Source organism: Kitasatospora sp. McL0602, from assembly GCF_052076145.1.
In the GTDB taxonomy this organism is placed as follows: domain Bacteria; phylum Actinomycetota; class Actinomycetes; order Streptomycetales; family Streptomycetaceae; genus Kitasatospora.
Window position 1 is genome coordinate 422,810 of record NZ_CP197246.1, and the last position, 17,744, is coordinate 440,553.

18 protein-coding genes are annotated in these 17,744 nt (G+C 72.6%); 9 read left to right on the forward strand and 9 right to left on the reverse strand.

All coding sequences use genetic code 11. The features are described 5' to 3' along the window. Positions 1-248: 248 nt before the first annotated feature. On the forward strand, positions 249-1,544 hold the full coding sequence (locus tag ACR68M_RS02025; protein ID WP_441248625.1) for an ROK family transcriptional regulator: 1,296 nt from the start codon (positions 249-251) through the stop codon (positions 1,542-1,544). Between the two features lie 160 nt (positions 1,545-1,704). On the opposite strand, the gene ACR68M_RS02030 is transcribed toward ACR68M_RS02025, so the two are convergent. Then, the gene (locus tag ACR68M_RS02030) at positions 1,705-2,238 is read right to left on the reverse strand and encodes an N-acetyltransferase family protein (protein ID WP_441248626.1); all 534 of its coding nucleotides are present in this window, start codon (positions 2,236-2,238) and stop codon (positions 1,705-1,707) included. A gap of 276 nt (positions 2,239-2,514) precedes the next feature. Between ACR68M_RS02030 and ACR68M_RS02035 the strand changes: the two genes are divergently transcribed. Further along, the gene (locus ACR68M_RS02035) at positions 2,515-4,740 is read left to right on the forward strand and encodes a family 2 encapsulin nanocompartment cargo protein terpene cyclase (protein WP_441248627.1); all 2,226 of its coding nucleotides are present in this window, start codon (positions 2,515-2,517) and stop codon (positions 4,738-4,740) included. Positions 4,741-4,772: 32 nt separating this feature from the next. Here the strand turns inward: ACR68M_RS02035 and ACR68M_RS02040 are convergent, their stop codons facing one another. Next, positions 4,773-5,735, reverse strand: a complete 963-nt coding sequence (locus ACR68M_RS02040) for a helix-turn-helix domain-containing protein (RefSeq protein ID WP_441248628.1) — start codon at positions 5,733-5,735, stop codon at positions 4,773-4,775. 93 nt (positions 5,736-5,828) lie between these two features. Here ACR68M_RS02040 and ACR68M_RS02045 point away from each other — a divergent pair, with 93 nt between their 5' ends. Beyond that, positions 5,829-7,043, forward strand: coding sequence for an MFS transporter (locus ACR68M_RS02045; RefSeq protein WP_441248629.1), 1,215 nt, complete (start codon positions 5,829-5,831; stop codon positions 7,041-7,043). On the opposite strand, the gene ACR68M_RS02050 is transcribed toward ACR68M_RS02045, so the two are convergent. After that, the gene (locus tag ACR68M_RS02050; protein ID WP_441248630.1) at positions 7,033-7,611 is read right to left on the reverse strand and encodes a TerD family protein; all 579 of its coding nucleotides are present in this window, start codon (positions 7,609-7,611) and stop codon (positions 7,033-7,035) included. The genes ACR68M_RS02045 and ACR68M_RS02050 overlap by 11 nt on opposite strands. A 230-nt stretch (positions 7,612-7,841) precedes the next feature. On the opposite strand from ACR68M_RS02050, the gene ACR68M_RS02055 reads away from it, so the two are divergent. Beyond that, positions 7,842-8,105 carry a hypothetical protein gene (locus ACR68M_RS02055; RefSeq protein ID WP_441248631.1) on the forward strand — a complete coding sequence of 88 codons (264 nt, stop codon included), beginning with the start codon at positions 7,842-7,844 and terminating at the stop codon, positions 8,103-8,105. Positions 8,106-8,121: 16 nt separating this feature from the next. Here ACR68M_RS02055 and ACR68M_RS02060 read toward each other — a convergent pair whose 3' ends face one another. Both ACR68M_RS02060 and ACR68M_RS02065 read right to left on the reverse strand, forming a co-directional pair. Continuing rightward, positions 8,122-8,610 (reverse strand): N-acetyltransferase family protein, encoded by a 489-nt coding sequence (locus tag ACR68M_RS02060; RefSeq protein ID WP_441248632.1) that lies wholly within the window; start codon positions 8,608-8,610, stop codon positions 8,122-8,124. 62 nt (positions 8,611-8,672) lie between these two features. After that, on the reverse strand, positions 8,673-9,074 hold the full coding sequence (locus tag ACR68M_RS02065) for a VOC family protein (RefSeq protein WP_441248633.1): 402 nt from the start codon (positions 9,072-9,074) through the stop codon (positions 8,673-8,675). 60 nt (positions 9,075-9,134) lie between these two features. Here ACR68M_RS02065 and ACR68M_RS02070 point away from each other — a divergent pair, with 60 nt between their 5' ends. Next, positions 9,135-9,569, forward strand: a complete 435-nt coding sequence (locus tag ACR68M_RS02070) for a MarR family winged helix-turn-helix transcriptional regulator (protein ID WP_441248634.1) — start codon at positions 9,135-9,137, stop codon at positions 9,567-9,569. Here the strand turns inward: ACR68M_RS02070 and ACR68M_RS02075 are convergent. Next, a complete protein-coding gene (locus ACR68M_RS02075; protein ID WP_441248635.1) occupies positions 9,566-10,204 on the reverse strand; it encodes an NAD(P)H-binding protein in 639 nt (212 codons plus the stop codon). The genes ACR68M_RS02070 and ACR68M_RS02075 overlap by 4 nt on opposite strands. Before the next feature lie 214 nt (positions 10,205-10,418). On the opposite strand from ACR68M_RS02075, the gene ACR68M_RS02080 reads away from it, so the two are divergent. Further along, positions 10,419-11,600, forward strand: coding sequence for a serine hydrolase domain-containing protein (locus ACR68M_RS02080; protein WP_441248636.1), 1,182 nt, complete (start codon positions 10,419-10,421; stop codon positions 11,598-11,600). Positions 11,601-11,675: 75 nt separating this feature from the next. Here the strand turns inward: ACR68M_RS02080 and ACR68M_RS02085 are convergent, their stop codons facing one another. Then, a complete protein-coding gene (locus tag ACR68M_RS02085) occupies positions 11,676-12,242 on the reverse strand; it encodes a DJ-1/PfpI family protein (protein WP_441248637.1) in 567 nt (188 codons plus the stop codon). Between the two features lie 182 nt (positions 12,243-12,424). Between ACR68M_RS02085 and ACR68M_RS02090 the strand changes: the two genes are divergently transcribed. Together ACR68M_RS02090 and ACR68M_RS02095 are read left to right on the forward strand one after the other, a co-directional pair. Continuing rightward, on the forward strand, positions 12,425-13,921 hold the full coding sequence (locus tag ACR68M_RS02090) for an MFS transporter (RefSeq protein WP_441248638.1): 1,497 nt from the start codon (positions 12,425-12,427) through the stop codon (positions 13,919-13,921). 91 nt (positions 13,922-14,012) lie between these two features. Then, positions 14,013-14,309 carry a hypothetical protein gene (locus ACR68M_RS02095; protein ID WP_441248639.1) on the forward strand — a complete coding sequence of 99 codons (297 nt, stop codon included), beginning with the start codon at positions 14,013-14,015 and terminating at the stop codon, positions 14,307-14,309. A 1-nt stretch (position 14,310) separates the two neighbouring features. Here ACR68M_RS02095 and ACR68M_RS02100 read toward each other — a convergent pair whose 3' ends face one another. Beyond that, a complete protein-coding gene (locus ACR68M_RS02100; RefSeq protein WP_441248640.1) occupies positions 14,311-16,698 on the reverse strand; it encodes an ATP-binding cassette domain-containing protein in 2,388 nt (795 codons plus the stop codon). A 104-nt stretch (positions 16,699-16,802) separates the two neighbouring features. Then, positions 16,803-17,213: a VOC family protein gene (locus ACR68M_RS02105; RefSeq protein ID WP_441248641.1), complete on the reverse strand. Its 411-nt coding sequence runs from the start codon at positions 17,211-17,213 to the stop codon at positions 16,803-16,805. A 95-nt stretch (positions 17,214-17,308) separates the two neighbouring features. On the opposite strand from ACR68M_RS02105, the gene ACR68M_RS02110 reads away from it, so the two are divergent. Further along, positions 17,309-17,737: a helix-turn-helix transcriptional regulator gene (locus tag ACR68M_RS02110; RefSeq protein WP_441248642.1), complete on the forward strand. Its 429-nt coding sequence runs from the start codon at positions 17,309-17,311 to the stop codon at positions 17,735-17,737. The last annotated feature ends 7 nt before the right edge of the window (positions 17,738-17,744 follow it).

Consider the following 17,744-nt stretch of genomic DNA (forward strand, 5'->3'; position numbering starts at 1 on the left):
ATGGCGGTGGCCTGGAACAGGCCGATGCGGCGGACGAATCCGGGTGACACGAGGTACCTCCGGGAGGCGTGGGGGGAGGAGGTGCGACGCCGGGAGGCGCCGGGCGGCGCTGACGAAAGGCGCCGGGCGTGATTAAGTTAAAGACCCTTACTTGATGCGTCAAGAGAAACGCCACCACAACCCGCACAGGCCGCGCGGCCCATAGGATGATCAGCTGCCCGAACCGCGCACACCCCAGGAGGCACCCCATGAGCTCCCACCCGGCCACCGGACCCGGCGCGGGCCCCGAACCGGCCCGGGGGCCCGTGTCCGAGACCACCCACACCCAGCCAAACGACCACCCCCACGACCAGCCGTGGAACCAGCAGCGCCTGCGCAGCACCAACGAGTGGCTCCTGCTGGAGCGGCTGCGCACCGGCGGCCCGGCCTCCCGCGCCCAACTCGCCCGGGACAGCGGCCTCTCCAAGCCGACCGTCTCCGCCGCGCTCGCCTCGCTCGAACAGGCCGGGCTCGCCCGCGAGGCCGGGCTGCTCGCGCCCGAGCGCGGCCGGGTCGCCGTGCTGTACGAGCCGGACCCGACGGCCGGTCACGTGCTCGGCATCGACATCGGCCGGGGCTGGCTGCGGGTCGCCGTCGCCGACCTGGCCGGGGCCGTCACCGCCCGCCGCGACGTGCCCAACCACGGCCGCACCGCCGACGAAGTCGCCGACGCGGTGGTCGAGGCGGCCCGCGCCGCGATCGCCGAGGCCGGGCTGCGACCGGAACAGGTGGTGCACGCCGCGATCGGCACCCCGGGCGTCTGGGACGCCTCGCAGCAGCGGGTCCGGTACGCGGCCAACCTGCCGGGCTGGGGGCGCCGGGGGCTGTTCGACCGCATCGGCGCCGGACTGGACACCACGATCAGCGTGCACAACGACGCCAACCTGGCCGCCCTCGGCGAGTACGCACGCGGCGCGGGCTCCGGCAGCAAGGTCTTCGTCTACCTCCTGATCGGCACCGGCCTCGGCATGGGCGTCGTCTCCGGCGGCAAGCTCCGCCAGGGCGCGCACGGCGCAGCCGGCGAGATCGGCTTCCTGCCCCTGCCCGGCGGCACGGCCAGCGCCGCAGGCACGGCAGGCACCACAAACTCGGCGAACACCCTCGAACACGCCGCCTCCGCCGAGGCGGTGGTCCGCACGGCCGAGCAGCTCGGGCTACGCGGCGCGGCCGACGCCAAGCAGGTGTTCGACGCGGCCCGTACGGGCGACCCCGCCGCGCTGGCCGCCGTCCAGCGCGAGGCGGAGCAGCTCGCCTACGCCGTGGCCGTCGCCGCCAGCGTGCTCGACCCCGATCTGGTGGTGCTCGGCGGCGGCCTCGGCCACAGCGCCGACCTGCTGCTCGCCCCGGTCGAGCGGGCCCTCCACGCCCTCACCCCGCTGCGACCCAGGCTGGCCGCGAGCCTGCTCGGCGAGGACGCCGTCCTGCTCGGCGCCCTCGCCACCGCCCTGGACACCGCCCGCCCCGAGGTCTTCCGCCGCCGGTCTGCGAGTGCGGACCGAGGATAAGCGCCGGCCGGAGGTGAGCGCCGCCCGGAGCCGAGCGGGCCCGGCGCGCATAATTCGCCGGGTCGGGTGAATTGGCCGAACCGACGGCAGTTCACCCGTACAGCAGAATTCACCCGAATATCCGGGCTGCCACCGACGGCATACCGCCGAAACGGCCCGGTCAAATATCGATGTCGACCCGGAAATCCACCTCCGAACCGGGCGGGGAGCTGGTCGTCGCACCGATCCGGCGCAGCATCCGCATCGCCCGCCCGTTCACCGCCATCACCGAGGCGGTGAGTGCGCGCGCGCCCTGGGTGCGGACGGATTCGAGCGCGTACGAGGCCAGTGCGCTGCCCAGCCCGCGTGACTGCCAAGCATCCTCGACCAGGACGGCGAACTCGACCACGCCGTCCTCGTACGTGTGCAGGACGTTGGTCATCGCGATCACCTTGCGGGTGTCGGCCCGGGGAGTGGTGATGAGCGTGAGGCCCCGGCCTTGGTCGCAGAGATCGTGCCAGCCCCGGGTGGAGAGCCCGGAGGTGGGGGTGAAGTACCTTATCGTCCGGCTTTCGGCCGAACACCGGCTGTGCATCCGCTGAACGGCCGAATAGTCCCGCATCTTGGCGACCCGGGTGACGGTGACGGCTCCCGTGGGCAGTTTCGTCAGCCTCGGCAGGTAAACCCCACAACTCGTCGTCGATTTCACTTTCATGAGGCCAGACCATATCGACGGCCGCGCGGCGCGGGCAACCTCCGGGCGAATTTTCCCGCAATTGCCGCCGATGATTACCGGTGCGGCCTATTAATGTCATACCGATTAATGCCAGGCCGGCCCTTACCGGGCCCCTCCGCCTCATCAACCCCACCTCCCCCAGGATTCACCTGATCGGGCGAAGGTACGTCTCCTCGGGCCCATCCGTACGCCTGTCGCCCTACCGTGAGCGCTGATCCACCGGCGGGACAGTACCCGAGGAAAGGCCAGGCACCGATGCCCCAACCCTTCAAGCTCCCCGAGTTCTACACGCCGTACCCGGCGCGGTTGAATCCGCACCTCGAAGCGGCCCGCGAGCACTCGAAGGCGTGGGCCCGCGAAATGCAGATGATCGAGGGGTCGGGCATCTGGGACGAACAGGATTTCGACTCCCACGACTACGCTCTGCTCTGCGCCTACACCCACCCGGACTGCTCCAGCGAGGAGCTCTCCCTCATCACCGACTGGTACGTCTGGGTCTTCTTCTTCGACGACCACTTCCTCGACATCTTCAAGCGCACCCTGGACACCGCAGGGGCCAAGGAGTACCTGGACCGGCTCCCCGCCTTCATGCCGGTGCGGCCGGGGGCCGTGGTGCCGGAGCCGACCAACCAGGTCGAGCAGGGCCTCGCCGACCTCTGGGCCCGTACCGTGCCCGGCATGTCCGAGAGCTGGCTGACGCGCTTCGCCGAGAGCACCAAGCACCTGCTGGACGAGTCGCTCTGGGAGCTCTCCAACATCGACGAGGGCCGGGTCGCCAACCCCGTCGAGTACATCGAGATGCGCCGCAAGGTCGGCGGTGCGCCGTGGTCGGCCGGGCTGATCGAGCACGCCGTGGGTGCCGAGGTCCCCGCCGTGATCGCGGCCAGCCGGCCGCTGCGGGTGCTCCGGGACACCTTCTCGGACGGTGTGCACCTGCGGAACGACCTCTTCTCCTACGAGCGGGAGATCCAGGAAGAGGGCGAGCTGTCGAACGGCATCCTGGTACTCGAACGTTTCCTCGACTGCTCCACCCAGGAGGCCGCCGAGGCCGTCAACGACCTGCTGACGTCCCGGCTCCAGCAGTTCGAGCACACCGCCCTGACCGAGCTGACCCCGCTCTTCCAGGAGACCGGGCTCGACCCGAAGTCCTGCGCCGACGTGCTCTCCTACGTCAAGGGCCTCCAGGACTGGCAGTCCGGTGGCCACGAGTGGCACATGCGCTCCAGCCGCTACATGAACGGCGAGTACGGCGGCCCGGCCGCCGCGGCCACCACCTTCTTCGGCGCGCCCTCCGGCCTCGGCACCTCGGCCAGCAGCGTGCTCAGCTCCCTGGCGGCGACCATGCCGACCAGGCTGCGCAGCTTCACCCACGTCCCGTTCCAGCAGGTCGGGCCGACGGACCTGCCCGACTTCGACGTGCCCTTCCAGCTCCGGCTCAGCCCGCACCTGGACGCCTCCCGGGACCACACCGCCGAGTGGTGCGGCCGGATGGGCTTCTACGACGCGCTGCCCGGCCTGCCCGGCAGCGGGCTGTGGACCGAGCGCTCGCTGCGCGGCTTCGACTTCCCGCTCTGCTCCGCCGGCATCCACCCGGACGCCTCCCTCGACGAGCTGAACCTCACCAGCGACTGGCTCTCCTGGGGCACCTACGCCGACGACTACTTCCCCGTGGTCTTCGGCCGCACCCTCAACATGACCGCCGCCAAGGCCTGCAACGAGCGGCTCTCGCTCTTCATGCCGATCGACTCCGCCGTCGCGGCGCCCACCCCGTCCAGCGCGTTGGAGCGGGGGCTCGCCGACCTCTGGGAGCGTACGGCGGGCCCGATGAGCCAGAGCGGCCGCCGCAAGTTCCGCACCGCCGTCGAGGACATGACGGCCAGTTGGCTCTGGGAGATCTCCAACCAGATCCAGAACCGCATCCCCGACCCGGTGGACTACATCGAGATGCGCCGGATGACCTTCGGCTCCGACCTGACGATGAGCCTCTCCCGGCTCGCCCAGAGCCAGACCGTGCCGGACGAGGTCTTCGCGCTGCGGCCGGTGCAGGCCCTGGAGAAGGCCGCCTCCGACTACGCCTGCCTGCTCAACGACCTGTTCTCCTACCAGAAGGAGATCCAGTACGAGGGCGAGATCCACAACGGCGTCCTGGTCGTCCAGAACTTCTTCGACTGCGGCCGGGCCGAGGCCCAGGGGATCGTGACCGACCTGATGTCGTCCCGGATGCGGGAGTTCCAGCACCTGATCGCCAACGCCTTCCCCGCCATGTACGAGGACTTCGACCTCGCCCCCGAGATCCGCCGCGCACTCGACCGGTACGCGGGCGAGCTCAAGGACTGGCTGATCGGCATCCTGAACTGGCACCAGGGCTGCCACCGCTACGAGGAGGCCGTGCTCGGCGGCCACGCCGCGCCGCTGACGGGCCTGCTCAGCGGCCCGGCCGGGCTCGGCACCTCGGCGGTCCGCCTCACCTCCGCGCCCTGACGGCCCACAGCCCGGCCGAAAAACGCAGCCCGTCAGACCGGACGGGGTTCGGCGACCAACTGCTCGCCGAGCCCCGTCCGGTAGTACAGCACGGACGCCCCGGAGCGGCGCCGGGCGACCAGCCGGGCGTCGAGCAGCACCTTGAGGTGGTCCCCCACCGTGCCGACGCCCAGGCCCGTCAGCGCCGCCAGCTGACTCGTGCTCAGCGGCGGCTCCAGCCGCGCCAGCAGCCCCGCCCGGGTGCTGCCCAGCAGCCGCCCGAGGGCGGGCGGCGCCTCGAGCCGGGGCTCGGCCAGCAGCCCGGAGGCCGGGTAGATCACCGCGTACCGCTCCGGCAGGTCCCAGGCCACCCACCCGCGCCGGGCGCTGCTCGGCACGAAGAGCAGCTCCGCGCCGGTCAGGTCCCGGGCAGGCCGGTCGGAGCCGTTGATCCGCAGCCGCCCGTCGCCGAGCCAGCGCAGCTGCGGGATGAGGTCCTCCACGGCGGTGGCCCAGCCCTGGCGGCCCATCAGGTGGATGCGGCTCACCATGTCGGCCTCGAAGATCCGGGCCCGCCGGGGCCAGTCGGGCTCGACCGCCCGCTCCCAGACCCAGGCCAGCAGGTCGCCGACCCGCTCGGCGACGTCCGGCACGGCCAGCGGTGCCGGCAGCACGCCCTGGCAGCTGACCGCGATGTCGGCGTGTGCCACGTCCGCCGGGGTCGCCCGCAGCCGGGCCAGCTCCTGGTCGAAGGAGTTCTCCCCCGGCCGGGGCGGCATCCCGACGAAGTCCGGCATCCAGCGCGTCCGCAGCACGGAACCCACCCAGACCCGGGCGACCGGGTCGGCCGCCAGCCGCGCCCGGTAGGCCGTCAGGTGCCGGGCCAGCCAGGGCCGCTGCCACGGCTCGGGCCGCTCGTCGCTCAGCACCCCGAGCGCCGCGACCGTCTCGATCAGCGGCGAGACCACGAACCGGCTGCGCGCCAGCACGTCCGCGTCCACCAGCCAGAGCCCCACGCCCCACCGCCCCCTCTGCCCGCCTGCCTCGCTGCTTTCGTCCCAGGCCGAAACAGTAGGGCCGGGCCCGGTCGGCGCTCCACCCTTACCGGCATGCGCACGTACCGAGAGATATTTCGCACACCCGAATTCACCCCGCTGTTCGGGGTCGTCGCCTGCCTGGTCGCGGGCGGCACCGTCAGCAGCCTGGCGCTCGCCACCCTGGTCTTCGACCGGACGGGCTCGGCGCTGCTCGCCGCCGTGTCGATGTACGGGGCGTCCTTCGCCCAGGTGCTGGGCGCCACCACGCTGCTCTCCGTCGCCGACCACCTGCCGCCGCGCCGCACCACCGTCGTGCTCGCGCTGGTCTTCGCCGTGGCGGCGCTGGCCCTCGCCGTCCCGGGTACGGGCGTGCCGGTGCTGCTGGCGATCGTGCTGGCCGTCGGGCTCGTCAACTCCGTCGGCGGGGCTGTCCGTTGGGGGCTGGTGACGGAGATCCTCCCGGCCGAGGGCTATCTGCTCGGGCGTTCGGTGCTGAGCATGACCGGCAGCGTGGTGCAGATCCTGGGCAACGGCCTGGGCGCCACCCTGATCCACCTGCTCTCCCCGCGCGCCGCGCTGCTGCTGAGCGCGGGCCTCTACCTCACCGCGGCCCTGACCGCCCGGCTCGGTCTTCGGCGCCGCCCGGCCCGCGCGAGCGGCCGCCCGTCCGTCCGGCAGACCTGGGTGGTCAACCGGCGGCTGCTGGGCGACCCGGCGATCCGGGCGGTGTACGTCGGGCTGTGGCTGCCGAACGGCCTGATGGTCGGCGCGGAGGCGATGTTCGTCCCGTACGCGGGCGCCTCGGCGGGGGCACTCTTCATGGCCGGGGCCGTCGGCATGCTGGCCGGCGACACGCTGACCGGGCGCTTCCTCCCGCAGGCGTGGCGCCGCCCGCTGCTCACCCTGGCGCCGCTGCTGCTGGCCGCGCCCTACCTGCTCTTCCCGCTGCACCCCGGCCCGGGTACGGGCATCGCCCTGGTCGCCGTCGCCTCGGCGGGGTTCAGCGTCAGCCTTCTCTACCAGGAGCGGCTGCTCGCACTCGTCCCCGCCGAGACCCGGGGGCAGGCGCTCGGCCTGCACACCTCGGGCATGCTGACGGTGCAGGCGCTCTGCGCGGCCCTCGCCGGGGCACTGGCCGGCCGACTCTCCCCCGAGACGACGATGGCGGTGATGGGCACCCTCTCGGTGGCCGTCACGCTGAGCCTGGCCCCGCGCCTGCGGCGGAGCCCGCACAGGCGCGAGGTTGCGGCAGACGCCAGCGGTCAGAGGCCAGACGTCAGACGTTGACGCCGAAGTCGAGGGCGATGCCGCGCAGGCCGGAGGCGTAACCCTGGCCGACGGCGCGGAACTTCCACTCCGCGCCGTAGCGGTAGAGCTCGCCGAAGAGCATGGCCGTCTCGGTGGAGGCGTCCTCGGTGAGGTCGTAGCGGGCCAGCTCGCGGCCGTCGGCGCGGTTGACCACGCGGATGTAGGCGTTGCGGACCTGGCCGAAGGTCTGGCCCCGGGAGTCGGCCTCGTAGATGGAGACCGGGAAGACGATCTTCGCGACCTCGGCGGGCACCATCGAGAGGTCGACGTTGATGGTCTCGTCGTCGTCGTCGCCGGTGCCGCCCGCCAGCTCGTCACCGGTGTGCTGGACGGAGCCGTCCGGGCTGGTGAGGTTGTTGAAGAAGACGAAGTGGAGGTCGGAGACGACCTTGCCGGTCGCGCCGCAGAGCAGCGCGCTGGCGTCGAGGTCGTAGTCGGCGCCGGTGGTGGTGCGGGACTGCCAGCCGAGGCCGACCGACACGGCCGTCAGGCCCGGTGCCTCCTTGGTGAGCGAGACGTTGCCGCCCTTGGCAAGTGTGACTCCCACGGCCCCTCCTTGGGTGATTGCGGCGCCCCGGCGCCCCCGTACAGACGATGCTGAAATCTACAACACTGTAGAGACATGTCGCGACGAACCCCACCGCCCACCTGACAGGCCCCCCTGACCTTCCTCTACAAGCCTGTAGAGTCGAACGGGCTGCCCGGCAGCCCCTTCAGTCCTACCCGTCGAGCAAGGGTTCAGCCTTGACGATCCATCACCGAACCGCATCGCTTCCGGTGCCGGAGACCCTGCGGCCGGACGCCCTGCAGCCGGAGACCGTGCTGCCGGAGCCCCCGGAGGCGGAACTCCGGCAGGTGTACCAGCCGGTGGAGATCCGGCACGAGGACGGCAGCTGGCAGCTCGGGCGGATCAACGCCTGGTGGCAGGCCCCCGACGGCCGCAGCTGGTGCCGCATCCGGACGGCCCGGAGCGGCCGCCCGCCGCACTGGGTCGCCTTCGACCCCGCCCGCGTCCAGCTGCTCCAGACCGAGGGCACCTGAGCGGGCCGGTCGGCGGTCAGAGCGCGAGGTGCATGATGTGCAGCCCGACGTAGCCCTCGACCGGGTGCCGGAAGCCCTTCGGCAGGGTGCCCAGCACCTCGAAGCCCAGCGAGCGGTACAGCTTCACCGCGGGCACGTTGGTCTCGACCACGGCGTTGAACTGCATCGCCCGGTAGCCGGCCGCCCGCGCCCAGGCGATCGAGTACTCGCAGAGCGCCCGCCCCACCCCACGCCCCGACCGGGCCGGGTCGACCATGTAGCTGGCGCTCGCGATGTGCGAGCCGTTGCCCTGGTGGTTGGTGTTCATCTTCGCCGTGCCGAGCACGGCGCCCGCCTCGTCGACGGCGACCACCGTCCGGCCCGGGGCGGGCAGCAGCCACCAGCCCTGGGCGTCGTCCCGCGTGAGGTCGGTCGGGAAGGTGAACGTCTCGCCGGCGGCGACGATCTCATGGAAGAACGGCCAGATGGCGGGCCAGTCCGCCACCTCGGCTTCTCTGATCAGCATCCGGCCAGCATGCCGGTACGGGCGGCCGGGCCGCCAGCCCATTTCCCCCGGCCGATGTCTGGTCAGTAGGACTGGAGCTCCAGCAGGTTGCCGTCCGGGTCGCGCAGGTGCGCCGTCCGCATCCCCGGCCCCCACTCGGGCCGGTCGGCGGGCGCGGCGACGGCCTCGCCGCCGTGCCGCAGACACAGCTCGTAGCCCCGGTCGACGTCCTCGACCCGGCTGACGAACATCGCCCGGTCCAGGCCCCCGCCGCTCCCGCCCTCCGCCAGCCCGAGCGCCGCCGCCGACACCGCGCGGTCGAAGATCGCCAGCACCCCCTCCGCCCCGACGTCCCAACTCGCGTACGGGCCGTCGGCCGAGCCCCGGGTGCGGGTCGCGCCGATCAGCTCGGGCAGCACGGCGTCGTAGAAGCGGAAGGCGTCGGCATACCGGCCGACCAGCAGGCGCGGGTGCAGTGCGTCCATGGCGTGACCCCCATTTCGTAGGTGGTGACCAACTATTGGCCGTGGCCTACGATAGTCGACGTGACCGAGACCCCGCCCAGCCTCTCCGCCCTCACCACCTACCTCCTCTCCCGGACCGGCAAGACGGCGCGCGGCGCGCTCGCCACCCGGCTGGGCGAACGCGGCCTGCGGCTCTGGCACATGGCGGTGCTCGCCGCCCTCGCCGACTTCGGGCCGCACGCGCAACGCGAGCTCGCCGACCGCCTCGGCATCGACCCGAGCGACGTCGTCAAGGTGATCGACGACCTGGCGGCCCCCGGCCACGTCGAACGCGCCCGGGACACCGCCGACCGCCGCCGCGTCCAGGTCACCGTCACCCCGTCCGGCCTGGCCCTGCTCGCCACCCTCACCACCGAGGCCGAGGCCGTCCAGGACACCCTGCTCGCCCCCCTCGACACCGCCGAACGCGCCCAGCTGCACGAGCTGCTGACACGGGTGTTCGCGGCGCAGCTCTAGACCGCCACCGGCTCGTCCCCCGAGGTCAGCTCCAGGGTCTTCCCGGCCGTGCCGGGCGAGTGCAGCAGGGCCAGCAGCACCAGGGCGACGTCGTCCCGGGGCACGGAGCCGAGCGGCAGCGGCGGCTCCGCGAGCCGGACCAGGCCGGTGCCCGGGTCGTCCGTGAGCGGTCCGGGGCGCAGCACCGTCCACTCCAGGTCACGGGCCCGCAGGTCGTCCTCGGCGGCGGCCTTGGCCCGCAGGTAGTCGCTGAACTCGGCGTCCATGCCGGGGGCGCCCGCACTGTCGAGCCCCATCGTGCTGATCATCAGGTACCGCCGTACGCCGGCCAGTTCGGCCGCGTCCGCGAGCAGCGCGGCGGCGGCCCGGTCGACGGTGTCCTTGCGCGCGCTCCCGCTGGCCGGGCCGGCGCCTGCCGCGAAGACCACCGCGTCGGCCCCGCGCAGCACCTCCGCGAGGGCGTCGGGCGTGATCACCTCCAGGTCGCATACGACGGGCCGGGCACCGAGAGCCGTCAGCTCCTCCGCGTGCCCGGCCCGCCGGATCAGCCCGGTCACCGAATCTCCCCGGGCGACGAGCAGCCGCTCCAGCCGCAGCGCGATCTGCCCGTGCCCACCTGCGATGACTACGTCCATGGCCACCAGCATCGGCCACCGGGCCGCCCGATCGCCCGACCGACTCGCTGAGCTGAGCTGAGCTGGCCTGAGCTCAGCTGAGACTGGGACGGCGCACTCGGCCAGCCGGGTCACGGCGGGCGTCCGGCCGTTTCTCCGGGCCGTCGACGGGTGATTCCTTGCTGCTAGAGCGGCCACCGTTCCCGCCGCCGAGTCGCCGTCCGGAGGCCCCGCCGTGTCACTACGCTCCCGCCGTTCGACGCTGCCCCGCCGTCACGGGCGCGCGGTTGCCGTCCTGCTCACCGCCTCGCTGGCGCTGGTGCCCGCCGGGCCCGCCCTGGCGGGGCCCGGCGGCGACGGCGAGCGGGCGCTCCGGGCCCGCCTGCAGGAACTGGTCGACCGCCCGGACGGCCCGCCCGGCGCCATCGCGGTGCTCCGCGACGGCGACCGCCTGCGGGTGTACCGGGCCGGGGTGGCCGAGGTCGGCACCGACCGGCCACCCCGCCCCACCGACCACATGCGCCTCGCCAGTGCTGCGAAGGCGTTCAGTGGCGCGGTCGCGCTCCGCCTGGTCGACTGCGGGCTGCTGGGGCTGGACGACACCATCGCCGACCGCCTGCCCTCGCTGCCGGCCGCCTGGGGCTCGGTGACGCTGCGCCAGCTGCTCAACCACACCAGCGGCCTGCCGGACTACAGCGCCGCACCGGACTTCGTTGAGCTGATCCGCGCCGATCCGCACCGGGTGTTCGACTCCCGGCATCTCCTGGACTTCGTCGCCGACAAGGACCTGGGGTTCGACCCCGGCTCCCGCTACCAGTACTCCAACTCCGACAACATCGCCGTCGCCCTGATGGCCGAGGCCGCGACCGGGCAGCGCTACGAGGACCTGCTCGCCTCCGAGGTCTACCAGCCGCTGGGACTCACGCAGACCAGCCTCCCGTCCGACTACCAGCTGCCCGAGCCCTACCTGCACGGCTACGACGTCGAGCCGGGCAGCCCGACGGAGGACGTCAGCACCCTGTTCGGCGCCTCGGGGTCCTGGGCGTCGGGCGGCCTGGTGTCCACCCCGAAGGACTTCAGCGCGTTCATGGCCGGGTACGCGGGCGGCCCGCTGATCAGCGACGCGACCCGCCGGCAGCAGCGGGCCTTCGTCCCGGGCGCCTCCGAGCCGGCCGGTCCGGGAACCAACCGCGCCGGGCTGGCGATCTTCGAGTACACCACCCGGTGCGGTGCGGTGTACGGGCACACAGGCAACACCGCGGGCTACACCCAGCTCGCCGTGGGCACCCCGGACGGCCGCCGCAGCCTCACCCTCTCCGTCGCCGAACAGGTGAACCAGAAGGGCAACCCGGACCTGCTGGCACACCTGCGCGCCGTCGAGGAGGACTTCGTCTGCGCGCTGCTGGCCGACCATTAGTCCACCGTCCCCCGGCATCGCGCCGAGGCCGGCCATGCCGAGAACAGCCACCGAGCTGAGCCGGGCCGGGCTGCGCTACTCGACCGGGGCCTTCTCGCGGAGGACCTGGACGAAGGCGCGCATCCAGCCCGGGTGGTCCGGCCAGGCGCGGGCGGAGACCAGGACGCCGTCGACCACGGCCTCGCTGTCCTCGAAGCCGGCGCCGCCCGCGGTGACGTCCGGCTCCAGGGCCGGGTACGCGGCGGTGCGGCGGCCCGCCAGGGCGCCGGTCGCGAGGCTGATGAGGGGGCCGTGGCAGATCTGGGCGACGGGCTTGTCGAGCTGGAAGAAGTGGTCGGTGATGCGCCGCAGCTCGGGGTTGTTGCGCAGGTACTCGGGGGCCCGGCCGCCGGGGACCACCAGGGCGACGTACTCGGCCGGGTCGACCTCGGCGAAGGCCTTGTCGGCGGGCCAGCAGTACCCGGGCTTCTCGGTGTAGGTGTCGAAGCCGTCCACGAAGTCGTGCACCACGAACTGGAGCGTCTTGCGGGTCGGCGCAGCGATGTGCACCTCGTACCCCTCCTCCAGCAGCCGCTGGTAGGGGTAGAAGACCTCCAGCGACTCCGCCGCGTCGCCGGTGACGATCAGGATCTTGGCTGCCATGCCCGCGCTACCGCCTCTTCCTCCGCCCACCTGGTGTGGGCCCCGCCCCAGCCTGTCTGCTGACGGCCCGTCGGACAATCCCGCGCACGCTCGGCGCGCACCGTGCGCCCCCGCGTGCGCCCCTCACCGGCGCTTCCGGCGTATGGGGTGCGCCGGTCTCCGGCGAGGAGGAGGGTAGGGGTGTGGTCGACGTGAAGGACGGCGAAGAGGACGGCAGGGGCGGTCTGCGGCTGGGCACCGTCCAGGGGCGGTGGGTGCTGCTGGCGACGGCGCTCGGCTCCGGGATGGCGATGCTCGACGGCACGGTGGTCAATGTCGCGCTGCCCCGGATCGGCACCGATCTCGGTGCCTCGATCGCGGCCCTCCAGTGGACGGTCAACGCGTACCTGCTCACCCTCGCCGGCCTGATCCTGCTCGGCGGCTCACTCGGCGACCGCTTCGGGCGGCGGCGGATCTTCGTGATCGGCGTCTGCTGGTTCGCGCTGGCCTCCGCGCTCTGCGCGCTCGCGCCGGGTGTCGGCGTACTGATCGCCGCGCGTGCCCTCCAGGGCATCGGCGGCGCGCTGCTGACGCCGGGCTCGCTCGCGATGCTTCAGGCGAGCTTCCACCCGGACGACCGCTCGGGGGCGGTCGGCGTCTGGTCCGGCCTCGGCGGGGTTTCGGCGGCCGTCGGGCCGTTCCTCGGCGGCTGGCTGGTGGACGGGCCCGGGTGGCGGTGGATCTTCCTGCTGAACGTCCCGCTGGCCGCCGTCGTGGTGGCCGTCACCACCCGGCACGTCCCCGAGAGCCGCGACGAACAGGCCTCCGGCCACTTCGACGTACGCGGCGCCGCGCTCGCCGCGCTCGCCCTGAGCTGCGTGACGTACGCCCTGACCGAGGGCGTACGCGGCCTCTCGGGCCTGGTCGGTGTCGCGGGCCTGGCGCTCGGCGCACTGTTCGTACTGGCCGAGCGCCGCAGCCCGGAGCCGATGCTGCCGCCGGAGCTGTTCGCCTCGCGGCTGTTCACCAGCGTCAACCTGGTGACGCTCTGCGTGTACGGGGCGTTCAGCGGCATCTTCCTGCTGCTGATGGTGCAGCTCCAGACCGTCGCGGGGTTCACCCCCCTGACGGCGGGGCTGGCACTGCTGCCCATCACCCTGCTGATGCTGGCGTTCTCCGGCCAGGCGGGGCGGCTGGGGCGCCGGGTCGGGCCCCGGCTGCCGCTCACCCTCGGGCCGTTGGTCTGCGCCGCGGGTGTCCTGCTGATGCTGCGGATCGACGCCGGGGCCTCGTACTGGACGGCCGTGCTGCCCTCCGTGGTGGTGCTGGGCTGCGGCATGACGCTGCTGGTCGCCCCGCTGACCGCCACCGTGCTCGCCGCCGTCGAGGTGCGCCGGGCGGGCATCGCGAGCGGCGTCAACAACGCCGCCGCCCGCGCGGCGGGCCTGCTCACCGTCGCCGCGCTCCCGGCGCTGGCGGGCCTGAGCGGGGAGGCGTACCAGATCCCGAACGAGGTCGACAGCGCCTTCCACACCGCGATGCTGATCTGCGCGGGTCTGCTCGCGGCGGGCGCGCTGCTCGCCGCCGCGACCATCCGCAGCGACGCGCTGGCCCCCGACCGGCCGGTGGCCGCGCCCGACTGCGAGTGGTACTGCGCCCCGACCTCTCCCCCGCTCGATCCCGGCCACGAGCAGGCCTGACCCGCACCCGGCCGACGGCCGAGGGTAGATTCACGGTGGCCGCCCCGCCCCCGGTCGGCCACCCCGCCCCCAGCCGGAAGCACCCGCGCCCATGCTCCTCGCCTACCTGGCCCTGCTCGCCATCGCCACCGTGACGGTCTTCGTCGCCCTCCGCTGGGCCCGCATGGTCCGCGGGCTGACGGCCGGGCAGCGCTGGTGCCTGCGGCTGCCGCTGACGCTGGCCGGCTACCTGTTCTCCGTCCTCGCCCTCGTGACGCTGCTGGTGCCGGCGGGCGGCATCTTCTTCATCCCCCTGGTGGTGCCGCTGTGGCTCCTCACCCTGGTCAGCTCCGATCTCGTCGCCTGGCTCGGCGTGCCCAGGCCGCCCGCCACGGCCCGGCGCCGGTAGGTCAGCTCCCGACGTAGGCCGCGAGGTGCTCGCCGGTGAGGGTGGAGCGGGCGGCGACGAGGTCGGCGGGGGTGCCCTCGAAGACGATCCGGCCGCCGTCGTGGCCGGCCCCGGGGCCGAGGTCGATGATCCAGTCGGCGTGCGCCATGACCGCCTGGTGGTGCTCGATCACGATCACCGACTTTCCGGCGTCGACGAGGCGGTCGAGCAGGCCGAGCAGCTGCTCGACATCGGCGAGGTGCAGACCGGTGGTCGGCTCGTCGAGGACGTAGACGTCGCCCTTCTCGCCCATGTGGGTGGCGAGCTTGATCCGCTGCCGCTCACCGCCGGAGAGCGTGGTGAGCGGCTGGCCGAGCCGGAGGTAGCCGAGCCCGACGTCGACCAGCCGGCCGAGGATCTTGTGCGCGGCAGGCGTCCGCGCCTCGCCCGCGCCGAAGAACTCCTCCGCCTCGGCCACCGACATCGCGAGGACCTCGCTGATGTCGCGGCCGCCGAGGTGGTAGTCCAGCACCGAGGCCTGGAAGCGCTTGCCCTCGCAGTCCTCGCAGGTGGTCGCGACACCGGCCATCATCCCCAGGTCGGTGTAGATCACCCCGGCGCCGTTGCAGGTCGGGCAGGCACCCTCGGAGTTGGCGCTGAACAGCGCCGGCTTCACACCGTTCACCTTCGCGAACGCCTTGCGGATCGGATCGAGCAGCCCGGTGTACGTCGCCGGGTTGCTGCGCCGCGAGCCACGGATCGCGCCCTGCCCGATCGCCACCACCCCGACGTCGTCCCCGGCCCCGCCGACCAGCGACCCGTGCACGAGCGAGCTCTTGCCCGAGCCGGAGACACCGGTCACGACGACCAGCTGCCCGAGCGGCACGTCGACATCGACGTCCTGGAGGTTGTTCGCCGACGCGCCACGGATCTCCAGCTTGCCGCTGGACTGCCGCACCTTCTCCTTGACGGCGGCCCGGTCGTCCAGGTGGCGGCCGGTCAGCGTGCCACCGGCCCGCAGCCCCTCGACGGTGCCCTCGAAGCAGACCGTGCCGCCCTCCGTACCGGCGCCGGGGCCGAGGTCGACGACGTGGTCGGCGATCGCGATCGCCTCCGGCTTGTGCTCCACGACCAGCACCGTGTTGCCCTTGTCGCGCAGGCGCAGCAGCAGCTCGTTCATCCGCTGGATGTCGTGCGGGTGCAGGCCGATCGTCGGCTCGTCGAAGACGTAGGTGACGTCGGTGAGCGAGGACCCGAGGTGGCGGATCATCTTGGTGCGCTGCGCCTCGCCGCCGGAGAGCGTCCCCGACGGCCGGTCGAGCGCGAGGTAGCCGAGCCCGATCTCGACGAACGAGTCGAGGGTCTCGCCCAGGGCCTCCAGCAGCGGCGCCACCGACGGCTCGTCCAGACCGCGCACCCACTCGGCCAGGTCGCTGATCTGCATCGAGCAGGCGTCGGCGATGTTGATCTTCTTGATCCTCGACGACCGGGCCGCCTCGCTGAGCCGGGTGCCGTCGCAGTCGGGGCAGGTCGTGAAGGTGACCGCCCGCTCCACGAACGCGCGGACGTGCGGCTGCAACGAGTCGACGTCCTTGGAGAGGAACGACTTCTGGATCCGCGGGATCAGCCCCTCGTAGGTCAGGTTGATGTTGTCGACCTTGATCCTGCGGGCCTCGCCGTGCAGGAACTCCTCCCGCTGCTTCTTCGTGAACTTGGCGATCGGCCGGTCGGCCGGCACCACGGCGGCGAAGATCCGCCCGAACCAGCCGTCGGCGCTGTAGCCGGGGACGGTGATCGCGCCCTCGAGGAGGGACTTCGACTCGTCGAAGAGCTGGGTGAGGTCGATGTCGGTGACCGCGCCGCGCCCCTCGCAGCGCGGGCACATGCCGCCGACGACCGAGAAGGAACGCTTCTCCGTCGTCCCGTCGGCCTTCTTGATCGCGCCCGCGCCGCTGACCGACGGCACGTTGAAGGCGAAGGCCTTGGGCGAGCCGATGTGCGGCTTGCCGAGCCGGCTGAACAGGATGCGCAGCATCGCGTTGGCGTCGGTGGCGGTGCCGACCGTCGAACGGGGGTCGGCACCCATCCGCTCCTGGTCGACGATGATCGCGGTCGTCAGCCCGTCCAGGACGTCGACCTCGGGCCGTGCCAGCGTCGGCATGAAGCCCTGCACGAAGGCGCTGTACGTCTCGTTGATCATCCGCTGCGACTCGGCGGCGATCGTGCCGAACACCAGGGAGCTCTTGCCCGAGCCGGAGACACCGGTGAACACCGTCAGCCGACGCTTGGGGAGCTCGACGCTGACGTCCTTGAGGTTGTTCACGCGCGCGCCCTGCACGCGGATCAGGTCGTGGCTGTCGGCCACGTGCGACGCGGGCACCTGCGTCTCCGTCCTCGGCGGCTTGCTCATCGTCTGGTGTCTCCATCTCTCGGAAGCTCTCGGAAGCTCTCGGACGGGGCCGCCCTCGCGGCCCCGTCGGTGTCACCGGCTGCTGTGGTTGCGCCGGCCGGGGCTCAGCCGACCTCGCTGATCCGGACCATGTTGCCCGCCGGGTCGCGGAAGGCACAGTCCCGCACGCCGTACGGCTGCTGGGTCGGCTTCTGGACGACCTCGGCGCCGGCGGCCTCCACGCTCGCGAAGGTGCCGTCGAGGTCGGGGGTGGCCAGCACGATGCGGGCGTACGTGCCCTTGGCCATCATCTCGGTGATGGTGCGGCGCTCCTCCTCGGTGATGCCGGGGTCGGCGGCCGGCGGCTCCAGCACGATCGACGTGCCGGGCTGCCCGGCGGGGCCGACGGTGATCCAGCGCATGGCGCCGTTGCCGAAGTCGCTGCGCACCTCGAAGCCGAGGACGTCGCGGTAGAAGGCCAGCGAGGCCTCCGGGTCGGTGTGCGGGAGGAAGGTCCAGTGAATGTTGATGTCCATGGAGATCAGGCTAGGCGTGGCTGCGCGGACCGCGCTTCTCGATTCCTGATCGGTTCGGCCCTCTCCCGCCACCGGTGCTGTGGAAGACTGGCGGGATGAGACCGCAAGGCCTGGAGGACCTCGTCCGGCTGCGGCGGGCCCGCGACCGGATGGACCGTGACTACGCGGAGCCACTCGACGTACCGGCGCTCGCGCGGGACGCCCTGATGTCCTCGGGCCACTTCTCCCGCAGCTTCCGCGCCGCGTTCGGCGCCACGCCGTACAACTACCTGATGACCCGTCGCATCGAGCGGGCCAAGGCGCTGCTGCGGCGCGGCGACCTCTCCGTCACGGAGGTCTGCTTCGCGGTCGGCTGTACGTCGCTGGGGTCGTTCAGCTCGCGCTTCACCGAGCTGGTGGGCGAGAGCCCGAGCGCGTACCGGGCCCGGAACCACGACGACGGCGCCGCCATCCCGGCCTGCATGGCCAAGATCCACACCCGCCCGGTCCGGAAGGACGAGGCGGGCCAGGCCGCGCGGCCGTAGCGTGGGC